The organism is Parasphingopyxis algicola (assembly GCF_013378075.1).
Lineage (GTDB): Bacteria > Pseudomonadota > Alphaproteobacteria > Sphingomonadales > Sphingomonadaceae > Parasphingopyxis > Parasphingopyxis algicola.
This window is the reverse complement of the sequence record NZ_CP051131.1, coordinates 621,313-643,871: the sequence shown is the minus strand read 5'-3', so window position 1 is coordinate 643,871 and position 22,559 is coordinate 621,313. Positions and strand designations below refer to the sequence as shown.

Here is a 22,559-nt window from a genome sequence, read left to right as displayed (position 1 = left end):
CGTTGTAGAGCCATCTCTTCAGGCTAAACGAGACGTCATTGCGAGGGCCGGAGGCCCGCGGCAATCCAGAGCGGCCTGCGTTGCCATTTACAGCTCTGGATTGCTTCGCTGTGCTCGCAATGACGATCGAACCAAGGGTATTTCCCTTTACAGCAGCCGCATCTCCGGCTCCTTGCCGAACGCGTCGGCCAGCTGGCGATGGCGCTTGGCGACCGGTTGGCTGTAGAGTTCGGCATCGCCCTGATCGAGTGCGAGGACCAGCCTGCCCTCCTCCACCGCCACATTGCTCAGTTCGAGCGGCCCGGCAACGCCGCCGCTCAACCGCTGGCCGAACCGCATCGCGAGCCCCCAACGGGCGGCCTGTTCCAGCTCCTGAGTGCTGCACAGATTGACGAGCTCCTCCACCACCCCGACGCCGCCGCCAAAATTTGTGAACAGCGCCTGCGCCATCTTACCGCGGCCGTTGCTCTCGATCCCGACCCAGTTGCCGTGCAGCGCCATTTCCAGCCCGCGTTCGGCGCGGAATTCGGGATGGGCCCGCCACCCGGTATCGGCGAGTAGGCAGGCGGCGAGCCGGATGCGCTTGTCGGTGTCCGATTCGTCGACGAACAGCGGTGCAATCCAGCGGTTGAGCAGGTCGCCATGTTCGGGGAAACGGCCCTGGCGTTCGCCCTCCTCCCGCGTCGCGGCGATCAGCGGATCGATCTTGCGCGTATCTTCGTCGAGCCGTTCGTAGAGCAGTCCCTCGCGCAGCCCATAGGCCGACACGACGAGCTCGCCGAGACCGGCCTGCTTGACGAGCTGCGACAGGATCGCCGCGCCATCGGGCAGGTTCGGTATGCGCTGCGACGCCATGGAGGGAACGCAGGTGAGCTTGGACTTGTCGATCCGCGCCAGCAGCCGGACGAGCTTCGCCGCGCGTTCCGGCTGCATCGTATAGTGATGGACGATCGGCAGCGGGAATCTGGTGCGCTGCATGTCGACCCGGGCCAATGCACGCCACGAGCCGCCGACGAGGTAGAAGGGCTGGCCTTCGCATTTGCCGATCCACTCGGCGGATTTGAGCGCTTTGGCGACGGCGCGTTTGAGCGCGCCCTTCTTGCCCGACGCCCGCAACTCCGCAACCCGCAGCACGCCGAGCGGGAACGACACGCATTCCTTTACCTCCCGGCCCCCGATGCGCGCCAGTTCGAGGCTGCCGCCGCCGAGATCGCCGACCAGACCCTCGGCTTCGGGTATGGCGGACAGGACACCCATGGCGGCGAGCTTCGCCTCGTCCCCGCCCGACAACAGGCGCACGGGCATGCCGATATCCGCGAGCTGGCCGAGCAGGTCGTCGCGATTGCTCGCCTCGCGGACCGCGGCCGTGGCCACCGCCCTGAGATCGGTCACGTTCATCGCGGTCGCGAGCGACCGGAACCGCTGCAGGATTTCCATCGCATCGGCGATGGCGTCGTCCTTCAGATCGCCATTCTCGTCCCGGCGTCCGCCGAGTCCCACCATCACTTTCTCGTTGAAGAGGAAGGCGGGCAACCGGCCATGGCCGTCGAAGACGACGAGCCGGATCGAGTTGGAGCCGATATCGATGACCGCCGTGCGTCCGTCCTGCGCGGCGGGAGAGGTCTCTTCCGAGCGGAAAAGAGAAAGCACGGCCATCGGCCGAAACTTCTAGACGTTCGGGTTGCCGCTGGGAACCGGATTATCCACGTCGCTTGACGTGCAGCTTCTTCGGCATCGATCCCTGCTCGCTGAGCGCTGCGCCGCGGCCCGACAGCGACGGATTGGTCATGAAATAACGATGGAGGTTGAACGGCCGGCCCTCGGGCACGATCCGCGTATAGCTGCCGTCGGGATTGAGCTGCCAGCTCTGCTCGTTGTCGATGAGGTTGGCGACCATCACCTGATCGAGGATCTGGGCGTGCACGGTCGGGTTCTCGATCGGCATCATATATTCGACGCGGCGGTCGAAATTGCGCGGCATCCAGTCCGCCGAACTGATCAGAACATGCGCCTTCTTGTTGGGCAGCGCCGCGCCGTTGCCGAAACAGGCGATCCGGCTGTGTTCGAGAAACCGGCCGATGACCGAACGCACGCGGATATTCTCCGACATGCCCGGCACGCCGGGCTTCAGGCAACAGATGCCGCGAATGACCAGATCGATCTCGACCCCGGCATTGCTGGCTTCATACAGCTTTTCGATGATCGCCGGATCGACGAGCGAATTCATCTTGGCCCAGACCGCGCCGTCCTTCCCGGCGCGTTCATTGGCGATCTCGGCATCGATCAGCTTCATCAGATCGTTGCGCATGTCGCGCGGCGACATCGAGATCAGCTCCAACCCCTCGGGCTGCACATAGCCGGTGATATAGTTGAACAGCTGGGCCGCATCGCGACCGGCGCGGGGATCGGCGGTGAAGAAGCTGAGATCGGTGTAAATTTTCGCCGTCACCGGATGATAATTGCCCGTGCCGAAATGGCAGTAGGTCCGGTAGCCATCCTCTTCCTTGCGGACGACCATCGTGACCTTGGCATGGGTCTTCCATTCGATGAAGCCGTAGACGACCTGGACGCCCGCGCGTTCGAGCGCATTGGCCCAGAGCAGGTTCTGCTCCTCGTCGAACCGCGCCTTGAGTTCGACCACGGCCGTCACCGATTTGCCCGCCTCGGCGGCGTCGATCAGCGCGCGGATGACCGCGGATTGCTTGCCGGCGCGATAGAGCGTCTGCTTGATCGCCACGACATCGGGATCGTCGGCGGCCTGTTTGAGCAGCGCGACCACGACGTCGAACGTTTCGTAGGGGTGGTGGACGACGATGTCCTTGGTCTTGATCGCGGCGAAACAGTCCCCGCCATGTTCGCGGATCCGCTCGGGAAAGCGCGGGCTGAACGGCGGGAATTTGAGATCCGGCCGGTCCTCCTCGACCAGCTGTTCGAGATCGGCCACGCCCAGGAAACCGCTCGATTCCGCCACGATCGAATCGTCGCCGCCCATTTCGCGGCGGATCAATTCTTCCATATCGTCCGGAATATCGGCTTCGAGCTTCAGGCGGATCACGCGCCCGCGGCGACGGCGTTTGATGGCGCTGCGAAAATAGCGGACGAGGTCCTCGGCCTCTTCCTCGACCTCGATATCGCTGTCGCGGATGATCCGGAACGCGCCCTGCCCGACCATGTCATATCCGGGAAACAGGATATCGGTGAACCGCCGGATGATGGTCTCGATCGCGACATAGCGCGCCGTTTCGCCCGGCACCCGCACGAAGCGCGGCAGGGTCGTCGGCACCATCAGCAGTTCGCGGATCGGCTCGCCGTCGCTCTTGCGTTCGAGATCGAAGACGAGGCTGAACCCCTTGTTCGGGATGAACGGAAAGGGATGCGCGGGATCGAGCGCCTGCGGCGTCAGCACCGGGAAGATGTGCGTGTGGAAATGCTCGGATAGCCAGGTCTCGGTCTCGCCCTCTATTTCGGTGTCCGACAGGACGAAAATCTCGGCCTCGGCCAGCGCCGCGCGGAGTTCGGTCCAGACCCGCTGCTGCTCGTCCATCAGCGCATTGGCGCAATCGGCAACGGCGGCGAGCTGCTGGCCGGGCGTCATCCCGTCGGCCGAGCGCATTTCGACGCCCTGGAGCTGCTGCCCTTTCAGGCCCGCGACGCGGACCATGAAGAACTCGTCGAGATTGTTGCCCGATATCGACAGGAACCGCAGCCGCTCGAGCAGCGGATGCGCGGCATTGCGCGCTTCCTCGAGCACGCGTTCGTTGAAACCGAGCCAGCTCAGCTCGCGGTTGAAATAGCGATCCTCGGTGCCAGGTTCCGCTTCTGTCTCCCGGGAAAAATCTTCGGTGATATGTTCGGGATTATACTCGTCCATGACAGGCTTTTAGCCATTTCTATGTTACACGTCGATGAAACCGAGCTCCTTCATCGCATCGCGCACCAGCCCCAGCGTGATTCGGCTGCGCCGTTCGAAACCCAGCCGGTCGAGCGTCTCCATCAGGTGATGCAGTGCATAATGGCTGCGATCCATGCGCTTGAGCAGATAGTCGATCGCATTTTGCGGGATCGCCATGCCCTGCGCGCCGAAATGGTGCTGGAGCCGGGTTTCGATCAACTGGTCGCTCGGCTCGCCGATGCGGACCTTGGGCGTCGCCGCGATGCGGGTCCGGAGGTCGGGCAAGGCGATCTCCCATCTGGGCGGCGGTTCGTCGGCGATGATCAGCAGCGGCTGCCGGTCGGCCTGCGCCGCGTTCCAGGCGTGAAATAGCGTCTCCTCGGCCGAAAGGTCGGCATCGTCGATCACGCGGCCGCCGCTCTTGCGCGCGAAAAGTTGGCCTAGCGTCGAACGTCCGGATTTTCGGGGACCGGTCAACAGGCTGGTCCGCACCGGCCAGAGCGACCAATGTTCGAGGTGGCGAACCGCTTCGCTGTTGCTGGCATCGACGATGAACGCGTCGCCCCGGCCGGATTCCGGCCAGTCGAGCGGCAGCGCAAACTGGCTCACTGGCCGTCCGGTGTGTCCGAACCGCCACGGCTGATCCGCAATGTGCCGTCGCCGCGCTGGACCTGGAAGCCCCTGGCGGCCAGCGCGGACGCCAGCGTATCGAGGTCGCCGATATAGTTGACCTCCATCAGCGAAACTCCGCCGATCGCCAGGCTGGACGTCGAGGCGCCACGGACGCCCGGCGTGCCGCGCACTGCCGCTTCGCTCGCGCGAACCGCGTTGGCGTCGGGCGTGACGACCTGGATCGTATAGCGGCCTGTGGAACTCGCCTGTTCGGTATTGACGGCCGGTTCGGCCGGCCGGGTCTCGGCGGCGGCGACGCTGTCCTGCAGTTCGTCCAGCGCCTCTTCCAGCGCGTCTTCGTCGAGACCGAATTCGAAGTTGAGGGAGGGATCGGGCCGGAGCCGGCCGTCCTCGAGCGCTTCGGTATAGGCGGCGTCGATCCGCCGGACGCCCTCGTCGAGCAGCTGGTCGAGGCTGGCCGAACTGCGCACCCGCAGCGAGAATTGCGCGATCTTGCGTCGATCCGGCCCGTGATAGGCTACGAACCGGCCATATACCGGTCCGCCCGGATAGGCATAATGGAGATGGACGACCGGGACGACGACATCGACCGCGCCATAGGAATCGAGCAGGAACCGCCACCATCCGCGTCCGGGCCGTCCGGTCTGGCCGACGGTCAGTAGCAGCGGGGTCGGTCCGGTGCCGCTGGCACGGACATAGTCGATCGGGCTTTCGCCGGACCGGAAGCGGAGCCAGGCGCGTTCCCAGCGCGTGCGCTCCTCGAAACTCATCGGCGTGCTGCCGACCCACTGCACCGGCAGGATCAGCATCGGCGGCGAGCGGCGGACGACGCCGGAAACGCCCAGATAGCGGCTGACGCGCGCGCGATCGAACATCACGCCGAGCCGCGCTACATAGCGCGTCGGGCCGATCTGTTCTTCCTCGACGATGATCCCGGTGACGACGGCGCTCAGCGACGAATCGCTGAGATTGGGCGCTTGGGACGCCGGTCCGCCATTGACCCGCGCATACAGCATCCGCCAGCCTTCGCGCTGCGCCTGTTCCCAGGCGTTGCGCCGCGCATCCTCGGCATCCTCGCCCGACGCGTCGACCAGTATATCCGTCACCTCGTAATTGGCGGCGCTGTCGAAGCCGAAATCGCGCGAATTTTCGGGCGTCTGCTGGGCGAGCAGGATTCCCGTCGCGCCGATACCGGCGAGTGCGAGCACAAACAGCTTTTTCAGATTACGGGTTACGAACTGCATTGTGGGCCTTTTGGCGACTTGGCCGTGGAAATCCAAGAGCGATGTGGCTAGTCGCTATAAAGATGAACGCCAAGCACAATTCGCCCGAACCCTATAGCTATGAAAAGGCCGGGGTCTCGATCGCCGCCGGCAATGCGCTCGTGAAGGCGATCGCGCCGCTTGCCCGGGCGACCGCCCGGCCGGGTGCGGACGCCGATCTCGGCGGCTTCGGCGGCTTTTTCGATCTCAAGGCAGCCGGCTATTCCGATCCGCTGCTCGTCGCGGCGAACGACGGCGTCGGCACCAAGGTCAAACTGGCGATCGATCATGACCGGCACGACAGAATCGGCATCGATCTCGTCGCCATGTGCGTCAACGACCTGATCGTGCAGGGCGCGGAGCCGCTTTTCTTCCTCGACTATTTCGCGACCGGCAAGCTCGACAATGGCGTCGCCGAATGCGTCGTCGCGGGCATCGCCGAGGGCTGCAAGCAGGCCGGCTGCGCGCTGATCGGCGGCGAAACGGCCGAGATGCCGGGCATGTATGCAGATGGCGATTACGACCTTGCGGGCTTCTGCGTCGGCGCGGTGGAGCGCGGCGAAGCGCTGACCGGCGGCGATGTGGCGGCGGGCGATGTCATTCTCGGCCTTGCCTCCTCCGGCGTCCATTCCAACGGCTATTCGCTGGTCCGCAAGCTGGCCGCCGACAAGGACTGGAAGCTCGACCGCCCTGCCCCGTTCGACCGGGACCGGCTGCTAGTCGACGCGCTGATCGAGCCGACGAAGATCTATGTGAAAGCGCTCCTGCCGCTCGTCCGCGCGGGCGACATCAGGGCGATGGCCCATATCACCGGCGGCGGATTGCTCGAAAATATCCCGCGCGTGCTCGGCGATGGCTTGCACGCCCATGTCGATGCCTCAGGCTGGGAGCAGCCCCGGCTGATGGCGTTCCTCCAGGCGCAGGGCAATATCGAGCCCGGGGAAATGGCGCGCACCTTCAACTGCGGGATCGGGATGGCGCTGATCGTGGCCGCGGATAAAGTGGATACGGTCTCGGCGGCGCTGGCCGAGGCCGGCGAGACGGTTCACCGGATCGGGCATGTCACCGAGGGTGACCGCGGCTGCACGGTATCGGGATCGGCCGACGACTGGTCGGCCATGTCCGCATGGAGCGCGACGCATAATGGCTGAACGCGCCCGCGTTGCCGTCCTCATCTCCGGGCGGGGAACCAACATGGCCGCCCTGCTTTACGCCGCGAAGCACGAAGACTGTCCGTACGAGATCGCGCTGGTTGCCGCGAACGATCCCGAGGCCCGTGGGCTCCAATTGGCCGCGGCCGAAGGCGTGCCGACCTTCGCCCGGAGCCATAAGGGCATGGAGCGTGCCGCTTTCGACGCGATCATGGACCGCGAAATCCGCGCGGCAGGCGCGGACTATGTCGTGCTCGCCGGCTATATGCGGATCCTGTCGGACGAGTTCGTCGGCAAATGGGAGGGCCGGATGCTCAACATCCACCCCTCGCTGCTCCCTAAATATAAAGGTCTCGACACCTATCAGCGCGCGCTCGACGCCGGCGATACGGTCTCCGGCTGCACCGTACACCTGGTGACGGCGACGCTCGACGATGGCCCCATACTCGACCAGACCGAGGTCGCGATCCTGCCGGACGACACGCCCGAGCGGCTCGCGACCCGCATCCGGCTTGCCGAGCATCAGCTCTATCCGCGCGTGCTCGCAGAACTGGTCGGCCGCGAGCTGGATCCGGACTGGCTGGTTGCGAAGGTCGGCGAACTGGCGCTCGCGCTGCCCGAAACCCGTGCCAGGACGTCGCACGGCGCGCCGGGCTGGCGGGTCGGCAGCGAGAAAAGCGGCAAATTCTTCGCCTATGTCTCGATCCACCATCATGGCGAGGACGCGATCGCGCTCCTCGTCAAGACCAGCGGGGTCGACGAACAGGCGGCGCTGATCGAGGCCGAGCCCGATCTTTACTATCGGCCCGCCTATTACGGCCCGTCAGGCTGGATCGCGATCCGGCTCGATACGGGCGCGGTCGACTGGGATCATATCGCGAGCTGGCTGCGCAAGAGCTGGAGCTTCGTCGCGCCGAAAAAGCTCCAGAAGCTGGCGGAGTTTCTGGGCTGATCTTAGGTGCATCAGGGCTGAGCCAGTCGAAGCCCGTCTCTCCATCCGGGAAACGCCCTTCACAAGCTCAGGGCTAATGGGCCAAGCGGATCCCCGTCGCTAGCCGACGATCTCGTGATCGGCGAAGAAGAAGGCGATTTCGATTGCGGCATTCTCGTCGCTGTCGGACCCGTGGACCGAATTGGCTTCGATCGATTCGGCATAGGTCTTGCGGATCGTGCCTTCATCGGCATCGGCCGGGTTCGTCGCGCCCATGATCTTGCGGTTGCGGGCGACGGCGTCTTCGCCTTCGAGCACCTGCACGACCACCGGGCCCGAGGTCATGAATTCGACGAGGTCGCCGAAGAACGGCCGTTCCTTGTGCACCGCGTAGAAGCCTTCGGCCTGTTCCTGCGACATCCGGATGCGCTTGGAGGCGATGACCCGCAGACCCGCTTCTTCGAGCATCTTGGTGACCGCGCCGGTCAGATTGCGGCGGGTGGCGTCGGGCTTGATGATGGAGAAAGTGCGTGTCACGGCCATGATGGGCTGAACTCCGATAGGTAATGAGGGGATTTCCGGCCCGCTTAGTGCCAAGCCGCAAAGGGCGCAAGTGGGCTGTGACGTCGGTCCGGCCGGACGTCAGGGCCCCTGGCGCCAGCGCCCCGCCTCCTGCTTCCAGTAGCGCGGCTCGACACCGTCCTTCTCGGCCAGGCTGCGCCACGCGGTCCGGGCGTCGTCCAGGCGGTCGGCATCGAAGAGATAGAAAACCCGCTCGAACCCGAGCGCTTCGTCGCGCCAGGCCCCGTCCGCGAGCATCACGAACCTGGCCTCGTTCGCCGCCTCCGGCTTGTCCGACAGGAGGATCGGCTGATGGGCGGCCCTCTCGTCGGCGTCCGATCCGTGCGGCAGGAAGGACGTCGGGTCATGCGTCCAGAGCGCCTCGTCGAGCAAGGTGCGCAGCCGCTCTTCGCCGGCGACGATGAGGAGCCGCTCGCCGCTCTCCAGCACTTTCGCCGCAAGCTGCGGCACGACGGTCTCTACGGGCGTACCGGCGAGCTGATAGAAATCGACCTGCACGCCGCTCCGCTATCCTTCGAAATTGTCGGCGATGAAGCGATCGAGCAGGCGGACGCCATAGCCGGTCGCGCCCTTGTCCCAGAGGTTCGACGCCGATTTCATCCAGACCGTGCCCGCGATGTCGAGATGCGCCCATTTGACGCCGTCCTTGACGAAACGCTGGAGGAACTGCGCGGCGGTGATCGATCCCGCCTCGCGCGGCCCGACATTCTTGATGTCGGCGATCGGCGAATCGATCAGCTTGTCATAGGGTTTGCCAAGCGGCATCCGCCACAATTTGTCGCCGCTGCCGGTGCCGGCCGCCAGCAGCTGGTCCGCAAGGCCGTCATCGTTCGAGAAGCAGCCGCCATGTTCATGGCCGAGCGCGATAATCATCGCGCCGGTCAAGGTCGCGAGATCGACCATGACCTCGGGGGAATATTTCTCCTGCGTCCAGTGCATCGCGTCGCACAGGACGAGCCGGCCTTCGGCGTCGGTATTGAGCACTTCGACCGTCTGGCCCGACATGGTCGTCACGATATCGCTCGGCCGCTGGGCGTTGCTGCCCGGCATATTCTCGACGAGCCCGCACACGCCGACGACATGCGCCTTGGCCTTGCGGCCCGCGAGCGCGCACATCGCGCCCGCCACCGCAGCAGCACCGCCCATGTCGAACTTCATGTCCTCCATGCCCGGACCGGGCTTGAGCGAGATCCCGCCCGTATCGAAGGTCACGCCCTTGCCGACAAAGGCGACGGGGTTCTTCTGCGCCCCGCCGGTGCCGTCCCAGCGCATCACGAGCAGCTTGGGTTCGCGGATCGAGCCCTGTGCGACGCCGAGCAGCGCGCCCATGCCGAGTTCGGTCATCTCGTCCCGGTCCAGCACTTCGATCTCGACGCCGAGCTCGCTCAGCGGGCGGCAACGTTCGACGAAGCCCTGCGGATGGATGATATTGGGCGGCTCGGTCACAAGCTCGCGCGCCAGCGCGATACCGGCATAGAGGGCCTGGAAATGGTCCCAGCGTTTGGCCTCGGCATCGTTGGCGACGACGGCGATTTCTTCAACCGTCGGTTTCGTTTTGGCCGGCGCTTTCGTGCGGTAGCTGTCGAGCCGCCAGCTGCGCTGGAGCGCGCCGAACGCCATCCGCGATCCGGCGTCCTTCTCGCCGCTGGTCCGCGCGTCGAAAGCGAGCGCGGTTTCGCCCGACGTCAGCAGTTTCGCCATCGCCGCGCCTCCGGCTTTCTGCAGCGACTCGGTATCGTCCCCATTCCCCGCACCGACGATCACGATCCGGCGGGTTCCGTGCTTCGTTTCGTCGAAAATCTCCACGATTGATCCGAGATCGCCCTCGAACCGGCTGGCCTCGGCGGCGCGTTTGACCAGATTCGCCGCGTCTGCGGACAGCTCCTTCGTCGCCGTATCGAGCGGCTTGCCCTTGCCCAGCGGCAGAATGAGCGCGGAAGAGTCTTCGGGGACGGACGAAGCGAATGTGACGGGAATGGAAATCGGTATTCTCCTGCCGCTATGAGGGTGGGATGGCTTTCTCTCCCGATAGACGAGCGTTCAGGCTCTGGCAAAGGCGATTGCAGCATGGCGCGCGGGGTGCGATAGGCGCGGCCGAAGGGCCGTTACAGTGACCGGTGGTAAATTTGACGCGTAGCCATATTCTCAGCCTGACCGCGCTGCCGCTGGTTTTGACCCTTTCCGCAAACCCGGCTCATGCGCAGGGCGAACCGCCGGTCGGTTTCCGGGACATGATCCCGCCGGTCATATTCACCGACACCGAAATCCCGCCGCTCGCCTCGCCGGAGAATCCGGACGAAATCGCGTTCAGCGCGCAAACGGTCGAATATGACGGCGAGGCCGATATCGTCACCGCCATCGGCGATGTTCAGCTGGTACGGGCTGGCGCGCGGCTCCGGGCCGACCGCGTCGTCTGGAACCGGCGCACAGGATCGGTGGAGGCGAGCGGCGATGTCGCGGTGCGCTCGCCGCAGGGCGAGACAGCCTATGCCGATACGGCGACGCTGACCGATACGCTGCGTGACGGCATGGTCGACAATCTGCTGATCGTTCTGGAGAATGGCGGCCGTCTCGCGGCGCGCCAGGGCGACCGGATCGACGGTGTGTCGACTCTCGAAAATGCCGCCTACACTCCCTATCGCGCCGTCGATTACGACGGCGAGCCGCGGCTGCCGAGCTGGCGGATCACCGCGGCCCGGATCGTCCATGACCCGGCGACCAACCGCATCCGCTACAGCAATGCGCGGTTCGAGCTGTTCGGCGTCACCGTCATGGCGCTGCCGGCCTTTTCGCACCCCGACGGCACGGCCGGCGGCGCCAGCGGCTTCCTCGTCCCCGATCTCCGGCTGAGTCGCACCAACGGCCTGGAAATCGGCATCCCCTATTATCTGCAGATCGCCCCCAACCGGGATCTGACGATTACCCCGCGTTTCTACACCGAGGTCCTGCCGTCGATCTCCGCCAATTATCGCAACCTGGCAGCGGAAGGGGCGTTCCAGATCGGCGGCATGGCCACCTATGGCACGCGCCGAGACCCGCTCCCCGGCGGCGGCTTCACGACGACCGGAAACAAGGATTTCCGCGGCTATATCGAGGGCAATGGCCGGTTCCAGTTCACGCCCTATTGGAGCGTCAGCGGTTCGGGCCGGCTGACGACCGACGACACGTTCCTCCGCCGCTACGACATTTCGCGCGACGACCGGTTGCGCTCGACCGTGGCGGTCGAACGGATCGGGGTCGACAGCTATTTCTCGCTCGCCGGTTGGGCCGTGCAGGATTTGCGGGTGACGTCGGACTCAGGCCAGCAGCCGTTCGCCATTCCGGTCATCGACTACCGGCTGCGGACGGACGAGGACTGGCTCGGCGGTACGATCAACCTCCAGGCCAATTCGCTCGGCATCGTGCGCACCGAGGGCCAGGATACGCAGCGCGCCTTCGCCAGCGCCGAGTGGAGCCTCAGCCGAATCACGACGATGGGGCAGCAGGTTACATTGACCGCACTCGTCCGCGGCGATGTCTATCATTCCGACGAAAATGCCGACACGCTGACCGGCCTCTATCGCGGTGAGGACGGCTGGCAGTTTCGCGGCATCAGCGCGGTCGCGGCGGATGTCGCCTGGCCGTTCGTCGGCGAAGTGCTGGGCGGCGTCCAGCGGATCACGCCGCGCGTGCAATTCGTGGCGACACCGCCGCTGTCCAATCTCGAAGTGCCGAACGAGGATTCTCGGGCGATCGAGCTCGAAAGCACGAACGTGTTCGCCCTCAACCGGTTCCCCGGCTACGACCGGTTCGAGGACGGAGCGCGCGTCACCTATGGCGGCGAATATGCGCTCGACCTTCCGCGCTTCTCGCTCCGCTCGAGCCTGGCGCAAAGCTACCGGCTGAGTCGCGAGCCGGCGCTCTTTCCGGCCGGAACCGGCCTCGCGTCCCGCTTTTCCGATTTCGTTGGACGGACCGAAATTCGCTATGGGCGTTTCCTGGCGCTCACCCACCGTTTCCGGCTCGACAAGGACAATCTCGAGCTGCGCCGCAACGAGATCGATTTCGCGATCGGCTCGCGCACCACCTATGCCGAGATCGGCTATCTCCGGCTTAATCGCGACATCACCTTCAGCGCCGAGGATTTGCGCGACCGCGAGGAATTGCGGAGTTCGGCCCGGGTTGCGATCGGCAACTACTGGTCGATCTTCGGGTCGGCGGTCGTCGATCTGACGAGCCGGCAGGAGGATCCGCTCTCGCAATCGGATGGTTTCGAGCCGGTCCGCACGCGTCTCGGTTTCGGATATGAGGATGAAGGGCTCGAATTCGGGTTCACCTGGCGGCGCGATTATGACGACACGGGCGACGCGCGGCGGGGCAACACGTTCCTGCTACGCTTTGCCTTAACCAATTTGGGCCGCTAAGCTGTGGTTCAGGAACATTCGTTCTAATAGAGGCGATACAGATGCTGGCCTAGGGCCTCGGCAGATATGGGATTCTTTAAAATAATGCGTGAACAGTTTCGAGGGCGCGGAATGCGCCGGACCATCAAGATATTCGCAATTGCGGGCCTTGCGACGCTCGCAACCTCACAGGGGGCGACCCAGACGGCCGACGATGCAATGGCCAATACTGCGGCGCAGCTCGATCTGCCGTCCACCTTCACGGTGTTCGGCGAACGCGATCCGAACATCCGCAAACCGACGGCGATCGTGAATGGCGAGATCGTCACCCGCACCGATGTCGATCACCGGCTCAATCTGTTTCTCGCGGCGAACAGCGCCGCGCAGATCAGCGACGAGGAGCGCCAGCGGCTGCGCATGCAGATCGTCCGCAACCTGATCGACGAGACGCTGCAGATCCAGGAAGCCCGGGCCAACGACATCCAGATCCCGTCCGCCGATGTCGATGCGACGTTCGCGCAGGTCGCGCAGCGCTCGAATGCCTCGCCCGATCAATTCTCCGACTTTCTGAGGACGCAGGGAAGTTCGGCGCGGTCGATGAAGCGCCAGATTCAAGGCGAGCTGGCGTGGCGCCGGCTTTTGCGGCGATACGTGAATCCTACCGTCGGCGTCAGCGACGCCGAGGTACAGGCGATCGTGGAACGGCTGGAAGCGTCGCGCGGCCAGACGGAATATCGAGTCGCCGAAATCTATCTGCCGGCCCGGCCGGACAATGAGGCCGAAATGCTCGACGGCGCCCGGCGCATTCTCGAGCAGATCCAGTCCGGCGGCTCGTTCCAAGCCTATGCTCGGCAGTTTTCCCAGGCGTCGACCGCGGCGGTCGGTGGCGATCTCGGCTGGTTGCAGCCGGCCCAGCTGCCGCCGGAACTCGCGGCGGTCGTGACGCAGATGCCGGTCGGCGGAGTCAGCCAGCCGATTCCGATCCCGGGCGGCTTTTCGATCATCGCGCTGATCGATCAGCGGCAGATTCTCGTCGGCAACCCGCGCGACGCGGTGTTGAGCCTCACGCAGATCACGCTGACGTTTCCGCCAGGCACGACACGCGCCGTGGCCGAACCCCAGATCGAGGCACTGTCATCGGCCACCCAGGCCGGTGGCGGATGCGGTGTGGCCAACACGATCGCCGTCGATCTGGGCGGCGAGATCGTGCAGAATGACGGTGTCCGGCTTGGCGACCTGCCCGAGGTGCTCCAGCGCAATATCGGCAATCTGCAGGTCGGCGAGGCGACCGCGCCCTTCGGCTCGCTTACGGACGGCGTCCGCGTACTCGTGCTGTGCGGCCGCGACGACCCGCCGGCGAGTGCGGAACCGGATGCGGACGTGATCATGGCACGTCTCGAACAGGAACGGGCCGACCGCCGGGCACGGCGCTATCTGCGCGACCTGCGGCGCGACGCGGTCATCGAATATCGCTGAGGCCGGTTTCGCCATGACGCCGATAGCAGTCTCACTGGGCGATCCGGCGGGTATCGGGCCCGAAATTACGGGAAAAAGCTGGGCGCGGCGCCAGACCTATGACCTGAAACCGTTTTTTGCCGTCGGCGATCCGGGTTCGCTGAGCGCCGTCTGGGACGGCCCGGTCGAGCGGATCGGTTCTCCGGACGAGGCAGCCGCGGCGTTCGATCGCGCCCTGCCGCTGCTGGCGGTCGAAAGCGGAGAACAGACGAAGCCCGGGTTTCCGACGCCCGAGGGCGCGCGCTGCGCTCTCGATTCGCTCGAGCTGGCAGTAGGCCTTGCCCGCTCCGGCGCGGCGCAGGCGGTCGTCACGGGCCCGGTTTCGAAGAACCGGCTCTACGATATCGGCTTCTCCCATGCCGGGCAGACCGAATTTGTCGCCGAACGGTGCGGTGTCGCGCGCGAAAACGCCGCGATGATGCTCGCCGGGCCATCCTTGAAGACGGTGCCGATCACCACGCACATACCGCTCCGGGACGTGCCCGATGTCATTTCGGTGGAACTCATCGTCAACAAGGGCCGGGCCGCCGCGCGCGGCATGGCGCGGAATTTCGGGATCGCGAACCCGCGCCTCGCCTTTGCCGGGCTCAACCCGCATGCGGGCGAGTTCGGCGCCCTGGGGCGCGAGGAGATCGATTTCCTCGAACCGGCGATCGTCCAGTTGCGCGAGGAAGGATATGACGCCCGCGGGCCGTTTGCCGCCGACACGATGTTTCACGAGGCGGCGCGGACGCAATATGACGTCGCGCTCTGCCTCTATCACGACCAGGCGCTGATCCCGCTCAAGACCCTCCATTTCGACGAGGGCGTCAACCTGACCCTCGGCCTGCCGATCGTCCGCACGTCGCCCGATCATGGCACGGCCTTCGAGATTGCGGGCGAGGACAAGGCCAATCCGGGCGCGACGATCGCGGCGATCAGCCTCGCCAGTTTCTGCGCCGAACAGCGGGTGATCTACGAAGGCAGCGTCGCTGCGTGACGGCGCTCCCGCCGCTGCGTGAGGTCATCGCCCGGCACGGGCTGCGGGCGAACAAGGCGCTCGGTCAGAATTTCCTTCTCGACGGCCAGTTGCTCGCCCGGATCGCCACGATCCCGGGCGATCTGGCGGGCGGGACCGTCTACGAGGTCGGCCCGGGACCGGGCGGCCTCACCCGCGCGCTGCTGGCCGCAGGCGCTCACGTCATTGCCGTGGAGCGCGACGACCGGTGCATTGCGGCGCTGAACGAGCTGGCGGAGCATTTCCCAGGGCAGCTCGCGCTGGTGTCCGGCGACGCGATGGCGATCGACGAGCCGGCGGCGGGCGCAAGCGGCGCGCATATCGTCGCCAACCTGCCCTACAATATCGGCACGGCCTTGCTGGTTCGCTGGCTCACGGTCGCCGAATGGCCGCCCTGGTGGCGGTCGCTGACCTTGATGTTCCAGGAGGAAGTGGCACGGCGCATCGTCGCCGGTCCCGGCGATGCCGCCTATGGACGGCTTTCGATCCTCGCACAGTGGCGATCCGCGGCCAGTATCGCGCTGAAAGTGCACCGTTCGGCCTTCGTCCCGCCGCCCAAGGTGATGTCGGCAGTCGTCCATATCGTGCCGGAAACCGCGCCGGAGGGCGTGCGCGTCGAAACGATCGGTGCCGTCACCCAGGCCGCTTTCGGCCAGCGTCGTAAAATGCTGCGGCAAAGTCTCAAAAACGTGCCACATGCACATCAATCATTGGAAGAATTGGGAATCGACGAAACGCGTCGCGCGGAAACGCTAGAGGTCGGCGATTATGTCGCGCTGGCCCGCGCCATCGACGCGGCTTAGGGCGTAATCACTTCTTCGGCCTCGGGAACCGGTGCCACGGCCTGCTGCGCCGCCATCCGCGCCGGCGGACCGCTTGCGATCGCCGCGGCCAGAGTCGTCGCTTCGGCACATTCGATCTCACACAGGGCCTCGATGCGCACGAGATTGCGGCGCGCACGCTCGACCGCGCCCCGGCTGACGAGCACCCTGCCCTGGCCTTCGAGCGCCGCGAGATCGTTCGGATCGATGGTCAACGCCTGGCGATAGAAGCGGATTGCCTTGCCCGGCAGGCCATTGGCCTCGGAAATCTCCGCCAGTGCGATGAACCCGTCGCGGTTGCGCGGATCGACCGCGAGCGCGCTTTCGACCAGATCGGCCGCACGCTGCGCGTCGCCGTCCGCAAGTGCCGCGCGTCCCGCCTCGACCAGCGCCACCGAGCGCGGATTGATGTCGTCATCGCCCCGTTGGCCGTGCACGCCGCTCGATACCGTGGCGAGCGTCAGGGAGATTGCGATGGCGAGCGGCGAAAAGCGCATGATGAGCTCCGTTACAGTTTCCTTGCGATCTTCTAGCATGACCGTTGCAGCCTTGCGAAGAAAAACCCGTCCGTTCCGAGGCGCGCCGGCGTGAGGACGAAGCCGTCTCCCGACGCGACCGCCTGATCGTTAGCAGGGTCCACCTTGCTGAAATCCGAACGACTTTGCAGGAAATGTGCGATTTGCCCTTCCCCTTCTCGCGCCAGAAGCGAACAGACGATGTAAACCAGAAAACCGCCGGGCTTTACAAGAGGCGCGGCGGTTTCGAGCAGCTGCGCCTGGAGCGCGGCATAGCGGGCGATCGCCTGCGCATCGAGCCGCCAGCGCGCCTCGGGATTGCGCCGCCAGGTGCCGGTGCCGCTGCACGGCGCGTCGACCAGCACGATATCCGCCGCATCCGTGATATCGGCCAGCGCGGCGTTTTCCTTGCCCGGATCGAGCAACCGGGTCTCGATCCCCGTCATCCCGGCCCTCGCCGCGCGCGGCGCGAGCCGCGACAGGCGTTTGCGGTCGACGTCGCAGGCGATCAGCCGTCCTTCGCCGCCCATCCGGTCATGCAGCGCCAGCGTCTTGCCCCCTGCCCCGGCGCACAGATCGACAACCGTCATCCCCGGTTCGGCCGCGCATCGGTCGACGATATACTGGCTGCCCTCGTCCTGGATTTCGGCCAGGCCTTCGCGCCACAGTGCGTGCTGCTCGATCGGAAAGCCCTGCGGCAGTCGCACCGCCGAGGGGCTCAGCTTTCCGGCCTCGGCTCCGTCGAGCTGGTCGAGCACGGCTTCCCGCGAGGTTCGCCCGAGATTGACCCGGATATCGAGCGGCGCGCGGCCGGTCAGACTGTCGATATCGGTTTCGTCGAGGGTATCGGCGAAGCTCGCGAGCAGCCATTGCGGCATATCAGTCGGCAGCGCGCCGACCTCGTTTTCTCCGAGCGGCGCCGGCCCATAGACCGAGCCGTCGAACAGGTCGCGCAGCGCCGGCTCGTCCTGCGCCAGCCCGACCATCGCCGCGCGGCCGTTGACGGGCGCCTCGCCGTAGCGGCGGATCGCGCGATAGACGAGATCGCGGACCGCGCGCCGGTCCTTCGATCCGGCATAGCGTCGGTCGCGGAAATAGCGCTTGATGAGCGTATCGGCGGCCGCGCCGTTGCCCCTTGCCGCGGCGATGATGTCGTCGAGCAGCTCGATCGCCGCCTGCAGACGCGCGGCGGGTGTCATTTCAGGCCGTCGGCGCGGATCCGCGTCAACGCACTAACGCGTCGGATAGTTGGGGGCTTCGCGCGTGATCGACACGTCATGGACATGGCTTTCGCGCAGGCCCGCATTGGTGATCCGGAGGAACGCCGCGCGTTTCTGGAGCGCGTCGATGGTGGCCGAGCCGGTATAGCCCATCGCCGCCTTCACGCCGCCGACGAGCTGGTGGATGACATCCTTCGCCGGGCCCTTGAACGGCACCTGTCCCTCGATGCCCTCGGGCACGAGCTTGAGCTGTTCGGTCACGTCCTGCTGGAAATAGCGGTCCGCAGAACCGCGCGCCATCGCGCCGACCGAGCCCATGCCGCGATAGCTTTTGTAGGATCGGCCTTGATAGAGGAAGGTTTCGCCCGGCGCCTCGGCCGTCCCGGCCAGCAGCGAGCCGATCATGACCGTCGATGCGCCGGCGGCCAGCGCCTTGGCGACATCGCCCGAGGTCCGCAAGCCGCCATCGGCGATGACCGGGACATTCGACTTGGCCGCCTCTTCGGACGATTCCATGACCGCCGTCAGCTGCGGCACGCCGACCCCGGCGACCACCCGCGTCGTGCAGATCGAACCCGGGCCGATGCCGATCTTGATGCCGTCGGCGCCCGAATCGATGAGCGATCGCGCGCCTTCCGCGGTTGCCACATTGCCGGCGACCACCTGGACCGAATTGGAGAGTTTCTTCACCCGTTCGACCGCCTCGCCCACCGACCGGTTATGGCCGTGCGCGGTGTCGATTACGATCAGGTCGCACTCGGCGTCGATCAGCGCTTCGGTGCGCTCGAAGCCCTTGTCGCCGACGGTCGTCGCCCCGGCGACGCGCAGCCGGGCGGAATCGTCCTTGGTCGCGTGCGGATAGGTGACGGCCTTTTCGATATCCTTGACGGTGACCAGCCCGACGCAGCGATAATCGTCGTCGACGACGATCAGCTTCTCGATCCGGCGCTGGTGCAGCAGGCGGCGGGCTTCCTCCTGCGAAACGCCCTGCCCGACCGTCGCGAGGTCGTCCTTGGTCATCAGTTCGGACACGGGCTGTTTGGGATTCTCGGCGAAGCGCACATCGCGGTGCGTCAGGATGCCGACCAGCCTGCCGGTCTTTTCGGTGATCGGAATGCCGGAAATCCGATTGCGCTCCATCAGTTCAAGAGCGTCGGCCAGCGTCTGGCTCGGGGCCATGGTGATCGGATTGACGACCATACCGGATTCGAAGCGCTTGACCGCGCGGACGGCGCCGGCCTGCTCCTCGATCGAGAGGTTGCGGTGGAGAACGCCGATTCCGCCGAGTTGCGCCATGACGATCGCCATGTCCGCTTCGGTCACTGTGTCCATGGCGGCGGAGAGGATTGGGATGTTGAGGCCGATTTCGCGGGTCAGTCGCGTCGTCGTGTCTGCCGCGCTGGGCAGAATTTCGGACTCCCCCGGGCGTAAAAGGACGTCGTCAAATGTGAGTCCTTCGCTGATTTCCATGACCGCGTTCACCTTGCTCCAGATTCGCTGTCGCGCGTCTATAGGAGGGAAGCGCGCCGGTTGCTAGCGCCGAGGGGACGGATATCGGGCCGGATCGGAAAAAGCCCGGCCGAGCGCGATGTGGAGCCAGGTGTCCTCCAGCGCGCCGCCGAGTTCGAGATCCTCGATCTCGTCGTCCGGCCCGTGATACGGCCCGCGCAGGAACGCGTTGAGCAGCTCGGGATCGGTGAACGAGCCGCCCGCCATTACCGCGGGCACGCCTTGCTCCAGAAAGGCCCAGCCGTCGTTGCGCCGGACGAAGCCGTTGATATCGGTGCTGGTGTCGATCGTGCGGCCGTTTTCCGCCGCGACCGCGTCGATCAGCGTGTCGAGCGGCGTCATGCCGCGCCCGATGATGCCGACCGCCGCGCCGGCGGGCGCGATCGCGATCGTATCGAGGTTGAAGACGGCCACGATCGTGTCGAGCGGCACGGGTGGCTGTGCGACAAAGGCCCGCGCGCCGAGCAGTCCGTCCTCCTCGGCAGTCGTGGTCAGGAACAGGATATCGCGGACCGGCGGGGCGCCCTGGGCCAGTGCGCGCGCCGTTTCGATCAGCGCCGCCGTGCCGCTCGCATTGTCGACGGCTCCGTTGCAGATCCGGTCCTCGTCGCTGTCCGGCCGGCAGATGCCGAAATGATCGTGATGCGCCGAGAACAGGACCGTTTCGTCCGTTTCGCCGGTGCCCGGCAATCGCGCGACGACATTGATTCCGTCATAGCGGTCGATGATCGTCGTCACGTCGAAGCCGACCGCGAGATCGAGCGTGACCGACGCGAATCCGGGCGCCGCTGCCGTTGCGGCAAGCGTTTCCCGCGACTGCCCGATATCGCTCAATATCGCATCGGCGGTCGGGGTCGACAGGATCGCCTCGACGGGTGCGAGGCGGTGCGAGGCGAGATAGGTCTGGCGGAACCGCATACCGGTCACCGCGGCGTCCCAGGGCAGGTCGGGCTCGACGATGACGATAATCGCGGCCGCACCGCGCTCCCGGAAGAAGGCGATCCGCCGTCGATAGGAGGGTGTCGTGCCGGCGCCTTCGGGCGCGCCGCCGAGCAGCAGCACGGCCTGGCCGTCGAACCGCAGCGCGCCCATCGCGCCGCCGTCGTCCTCGCCGATATCGATTGCATAACCGACAAAGGTCAGCGGCAGATTGTCGAGCGTGATCCGCTCGCGCGTCCCCAGCGCCAGCATCTCGCCGCCATGCGTCCGCGCGCCGGCCGGACCGTCGCTGCGCAGCGTCACCGAGCCGTCCGCACGGCTGATTAGCGCGACAGGCTGGAAATAATTGCCGCGATAACCGGGCAGCAGGCCGGCATTGGAGAGCGCGGCGGCGATATAGCTCACCGCCAGCGCTTCGCCCGCGGTGCCGGGCTGGCGTCCCTCGAAATCGTCGCTCGCCAGAATTTCGATATGTCGGCGCAAATCCGCTTCCGTCGGAAGGGTTTGCGCGTTTGCGGGAACGAGAAGGAACAGGGCCGCGAACGCGGCGAACAGTCGTAAAGCCATGGCCGGTCCATGGCAGCCGGCCGGGCGCCGGGCAAGCCGCTATGAGCGGCGGTTCGACGAACCGCGTCCCCTCTCTATCAATGGCCGAGCTGCCACCCGATTACACCTTGGCAGCCTCCGCGATTGCGCCCAATATGCACAGCAGAGGTCGGATTGTCGGAAGGAGCGGTGTGATGGAAGGTTTTTTCGGAGTGGTGATGTTTCTCGCGCTGCTCGCGATCATTTTCGTGGTCATGGGGATCAAGATCGTCCGCCAGGGGTATAATTACACGATCGAATATTTCGGCCGGTTCACGACCGTCGCGCGCCCCGGTTTCAACTTCTTCATGCCCTTTTTCTATCGCGTGGGCCGCAAGGTGAACATGATGGAGCAGGTGCTCGACATTCCGGGCCAGGAAATCATCACCAAGGACAATGCGATGATCTCGACCGACGGGGTCGTGTTCTTCCAGGTGCTCGACGCCGCCAAGGCCGCTTACGAGGTGTCGGATCTCTACAATGCGATCCTCAACCTCGTGACGACGAACCTGCGCACCGTCATGGGCTCGATGGATCTCGACGAGACCCTGTCGAAGCGCGACGAGATCAACGCCCGGCTGCTCGCGGTCGTCGACGATGCGACCACGCCCTGGGGCGTCAAGATCACCCGCGTCGAGGTCAAGGATATCCGCCCGCCAATCGATATCGTCGATGCGATGGCGCGGCAGATGAAGGCAGAGCGTGAAAAACGTGCTACCATCCTGGAGGCCGAAGGCGCGCGGGCTTCCGAAATCCTGCGGTCCGAAGGCGAAAAACAGGCCAATATCCTCGAAGCCGAAGGCCGGCGCGAAGCGGCGTTTCGCGATGCCGAGGCCCGCGAGCGCGAGGCGGAGGCAGAAGCCAAGGCGACGCAGATGGTGTCGGACGCGATCGCCGGCGGCAATGCGCAGGCGATCAACTATTTCATCGCGCAGGATTATGTCAAAACCGTCGAAGCTTTCGCCAACTCGCCTAACGCGAAAACGATCCTGTTCCCGGTCGAAGCGACCCAGCTGATCGGGACGCTGGGCGGTATCGCCGAGATGACCAAGGACGCCTTTGGCGACAAATCCGAGGATGGCATCGCCGTATCCGGCCGTCCGCCGCGGTCGGGCGGATCGAGGTAAGAGCAGATGAATATCGGCGGTATCGAATTGAGCAGCGAAATGCTGTGGGTTATCCTGGGGATAATCCTGTTGATATCGGAGATGATCGCGCCCGGCGCCTATCTGATGTTCCTCGGCGGCGCGGCGATCCTGACTGGAATCCTGGGCTTCGCCCTGCCCCTGTCTTTCCCGCTGCAATTGCTGATCTTCGCGCTGGCCTCGGTCGCGTCGGTCTATGTCGCGAAACGCTGGTTCGACGTCTATCCGATCCTCTCGAGCGCGCCGCTGCTGAACGCGCGGATCGCCCAGATGATCGGCCAGACGGTCGAGGTCGTCGAACCGATCGAGAGCGGCCTCGGCCGCGTCAAGGTCGGCGACAGCGTCTGGTCGGCATCGGGGCCGGATGCGGCGGTCGGCACGCGGATGCGGATCGTCGGCGCGGAAGGCAACCGGCTCGCCGTCGAGCCGATCGACGCGCTGCCCGCCGATGAGGGATCGGAATCCGGCAGCGGCTCGTAA

General features: G+C 65.5%; 19 protein-coding genes. 8 read left to right on the top strand and 11 right to left on the bottom strand.

Features of this window, described 5'->3' with window-relative positions:
- Positions 1 to 147: 147 nt before the first annotated feature.
- From HFP57_RS03175 to HFP57_RS03160, 4 genes are read right to left on the bottom strand one after another with little or no spacing between them, the layout of a single operon-like run.
- Positions 148 to 1,656 (bottom strand): Ppx/GppA family phosphatase, encoded by a 1,509-nt coding sequence (locus HFP57_RS03175; RefSeq protein WP_176868442.1) that lies wholly within the window; start codon positions 1,654 to 1,656, stop codon positions 148 to 150.
- A gap of 43 nt (positions 1,657 to 1,699) precedes the next feature.
- On the bottom strand, positions 1,700 to 3,871 hold the full coding sequence (locus tag HFP57_RS03170) for an RNA degradosome polyphosphate kinase (protein ID WP_176868441.1): 2,172 nt from the start codon (positions 3,869 to 3,871) through the stop codon (positions 1,700 to 1,702).
- A 24-nt stretch (positions 3,872 to 3,895) separates the two neighbouring features.
- Positions 3,896 to 4,501: an HdaA/DnaA family protein gene (locus HFP57_RS03165; protein WP_176868440.1), complete on the bottom strand. Its 606-nt coding sequence runs from the start codon at positions 4,499 to 4,501 to the stop codon at positions 3,896 to 3,898.
- A complete protein-coding gene (locus HFP57_RS03160; RefSeq protein WP_176868439.1) occupies positions 4,498 to 5,769 on the bottom strand; it encodes a heavy-metal-associated domain-containing protein in 1,272 nt (423 codons plus the stop codon). Before HFP57_RS03160 ends, HFP57_RS03165 begins: the two co-directional genes overlap by 4 nt.
- A gap of 62 nt (positions 5,770 to 5,831) precedes the next feature.
- On the opposite strand from HFP57_RS03160, the gene purM reads away from it, so the two are divergent.
- Positions 5,832 to 6,938, top strand: coding sequence for a phosphoribosylformylglycinamidine cyclo-ligase (purM, locus tag HFP57_RS03155; protein WP_176868438.1), 1,107 nt, complete (start codon positions 5,832 to 5,834; stop codon positions 6,936 to 6,938).
- Positions 6,931 to 7,890: a phosphoribosylglycinamide formyltransferase gene (gene purN / locus HFP57_RS03150; protein ID WP_176868437.1), complete on the top strand. Its 960-nt coding sequence runs from the start codon at positions 6,931 to 6,933 to the stop codon at positions 7,888 to 7,890. The genes purM and purN overlap by 8 nt, the downstream gene beginning before the upstream one ends.
- Before the next feature lie 99 nt (positions 7,891 to 7,989).
- Here the strand turns inward: purN and ndk are convergent, their stop codons facing one another.
- From ndk to HFP57_RS03135, 3 genes are all read right to left on the bottom strand, one after another.
- On the bottom strand, positions 7,990 to 8,412 hold the full coding sequence (ndk, locus tag HFP57_RS03145; protein ID WP_176868436.1) for a nucleoside-diphosphate kinase: 423 nt from the start codon (positions 8,410 to 8,412) through the stop codon (positions 7,990 to 7,992).
- Positions 8,413 to 8,511: 99 nt separating this feature from the next.
- The gene (locus HFP57_RS03140; protein WP_176868435.1) at positions 8,512 to 8,949 is read right to left on the bottom strand and encodes a DNA polymerase III subunit chi; all 438 of its coding nucleotides are present in this window, start codon (positions 8,947 to 8,949) and stop codon (positions 8,512 to 8,514) included.
- Positions 8,950 to 8,958: 9 nt separating this feature from the next.
- The gene (locus tag HFP57_RS03135; RefSeq protein ID WP_176871120.1) at positions 8,959 to 10,428 is read right to left on the bottom strand and encodes a leucyl aminopeptidase; all 1,470 of its coding nucleotides are present in this window, start codon (positions 10,426 to 10,428) and stop codon (positions 8,959 to 8,961) included.
- Positions 10,429 to 10,577: 149 nt separating this feature from the next.
- On the opposite strand from HFP57_RS03135, the gene HFP57_RS03130 reads away from it, so the two are divergent.
- The 4 genes from HFP57_RS03130 to rsmA all read left to right on the top strand — a co-directional run bounded on the left by HFP57_RS03130 (position 10,578) and on the right by rsmA (position 16,148).
- Positions 10,578 to 12,854, top strand: a complete 2,277-nt coding sequence (locus HFP57_RS03130) for an LPS-assembly protein LptD (RefSeq protein WP_246263306.1) — start codon at positions 10,578 to 10,580, stop codon at positions 12,852 to 12,854.
- A 111-nt stretch (positions 12,855 to 12,965) separates the two neighbouring features.
- Positions 12,966 to 14,309, top strand: a complete 1,344-nt coding sequence (locus tag HFP57_RS03125; RefSeq protein ID WP_176868434.1) for a peptidylprolyl isomerase — start codon at positions 12,966 to 12,968, stop codon at positions 14,307 to 14,309.
- A gap of 13 nt (positions 14,310 to 14,322) precedes the next feature.
- Positions 14,323 to 15,327 (top strand): 4-hydroxythreonine-4-phosphate dehydrogenase PdxA, encoded by a 1,005-nt coding sequence (gene pdxA, locus HFP57_RS03120; RefSeq protein WP_176868433.1) that lies wholly within the window; start codon positions 14,323 to 14,325, stop codon positions 15,325 to 15,327.
- Positions 15,324 to 16,148, top strand: a complete 825-nt coding sequence (gene rsmA / locus HFP57_RS03115; RefSeq protein WP_176868432.1) for a 16S rRNA (adenine(1518)-N(6)/adenine(1519)-N(6))-dimethyltransferase RsmA — start codon at positions 15,324 to 15,326, stop codon at positions 16,146 to 16,148. Before pdxA ends, rsmA begins: the two co-directional genes overlap by 4 nt.
- Here rsmA and HFP57_RS03110 read toward each other — a convergent pair.
- The 4 genes from HFP57_RS03110 to HFP57_RS03095 all read right to left on the bottom strand — a co-directional run bounded on the left by HFP57_RS03110 (position 16,145) and on the right by HFP57_RS03095 (position 20,916).
- A complete protein-coding gene (locus HFP57_RS03110) occupies positions 16,145 to 16,702 on the bottom strand; it encodes a tetratricopeptide repeat protein (protein ID WP_246263299.1) in 558 nt (185 codons plus the stop codon). The genes rsmA and HFP57_RS03110 overlap by 4 nt on opposite strands.
- Positions 16,696 to 17,880 carry an RsmB/NOP family class I SAM-dependent RNA methyltransferase gene (locus HFP57_RS03105; RefSeq protein WP_176868431.1) on the bottom strand — a complete coding sequence of 395 codons (1,185 nt, stop codon included), beginning with the start codon at positions 17,878 to 17,880 and terminating at the stop codon, positions 16,696 to 16,698. Before HFP57_RS03105 ends, HFP57_RS03110 begins: the two co-directional genes overlap by 7 nt.
- Before the next feature lie 33 nt (positions 17,881 to 17,913).
- Positions 17,914 to 19,371, bottom strand: coding sequence for an IMP dehydrogenase (guaB, locus tag HFP57_RS03100; RefSeq protein WP_176868430.1), 1,458 nt, complete (start codon positions 19,369 to 19,371; stop codon positions 17,914 to 17,916).
- A 63-nt stretch (positions 19,372 to 19,434) separates the two neighbouring features.
- A complete protein-coding gene (locus tag HFP57_RS03095; RefSeq protein WP_176868429.1) occupies positions 19,435 to 20,916 on the bottom strand; it encodes a M28 family peptidase in 1,482 nt (493 codons plus the stop codon).
- A gap of 173 nt (positions 20,917 to 21,089) precedes the next feature.
- Here HFP57_RS03095 and HFP57_RS03090 point away from each other — a divergent pair, with 173 nt between their 5' ends.
- Both HFP57_RS03090 and HFP57_RS03085 read left to right on the top strand, forming a co-directional pair.
- Complete coding sequence (locus tag HFP57_RS03090) at positions 21,090 to 22,061, top strand: SPFH domain-containing protein (RefSeq protein ID WP_246263291.1); 972 nt, start codon at positions 21,090 to 21,092, stop codon at positions 22,059 to 22,061.
- 6 nt (positions 22,062 to 22,067) lie between these two features.
- On the top strand, positions 22,068 to 22,559 hold the full coding sequence (locus HFP57_RS03085) for an NfeD family protein (RefSeq protein ID WP_246263289.1): 492 nt from the start codon (positions 22,068 to 22,070) through the stop codon (positions 22,557 to 22,559).

Coding starts and splice junctions, on each gene's coding strand:
- pdxA (WP_176868433.1), top strand. CDS start 14,323: ATGACGCCGATAGCAGTCTCACTGGGCGATCCGGCGGGTATCGGGCCC.
- HFP57_RS03125 (WP_176868434.1), top strand. CDS start 12,966: ATGCGCCGGACCATCAAGATATTCGCAATTGCGGGCCTTGCGACGCTC.
- HFP57_RS03085 (WP_246263289.1), top strand. CDS start 22,068: ATGAATATCGGCGGTATCGAATTGAGCAGCGAAATGCTGTGGGTTATC.
- purM (WP_176868438.1), top strand. CDS start 5,832: ATGAACGCCAAGCACAATTCGCCCGAACCCTATAGCTATGAAAAGGCC.
- HFP57_RS03175 (WP_176868442.1), bottom strand. CDS start 1,656: ATGGCCGTGCTTTCTCTTTTCCGCTCGGAAGAGACCTCTCCCGCCGCG.
- HFP57_RS03170 (WP_176868441.1), bottom strand. CDS start 3,871: ATGGACGAGTATAATCCCGAACATATCACCGAAGATTTTTCCCGGGAG.
- HFP57_RS03090 (WP_246263291.1), top strand. CDS start 21,090: ATGGAAGGTTTTTTCGGAGTGGTGATGTTTCTCGCGCTGCTCGCGATC.
- ndk (WP_176868436.1), bottom strand. CDS start 8,412: ATGGCCGTGACACGCACTTTCTCCATCATCAAGCCCGACGCCACCCGC.
- HFP57_RS03095 (WP_176868429.1), bottom strand. CDS start 20,916: ATGGCTTTACGACTGTTCGCCGCGTTCGCGGCCCTGTTCCTTCTCGTT.
- guaB (WP_176868430.1), bottom strand. CDS start 19,371: ATGGAAATCAGCGAAGGACTCACATTTGACGACGTCCTTTTACGCCCG.
- purN (WP_176868437.1), top strand. CDS start 6,931: ATGGCTGAACGCGCCCGCGTTGCCGTCCTCATCTCCGGGCGGGGAACC.
- HFP57_RS03105 (WP_176868431.1), bottom strand. CDS start 17,880: ATGACACCCGCCGCGCGTCTGCAGGCGGCGATCGAGCTGCTCGACGAC.
- HFP57_RS03160 (WP_176868439.1), bottom strand. CDS start 5,769: ATGCAGTTCGTAACCCGTAATCTGAAAAAGCTGTTTGTGCTCGCACTC.
- HFP57_RS03110 (WP_246263299.1), bottom strand. CDS start 16,702: ATGCTAGAAGATCGCAAGGAAACTGTAACGGAGCTCATCATGCGCTTT.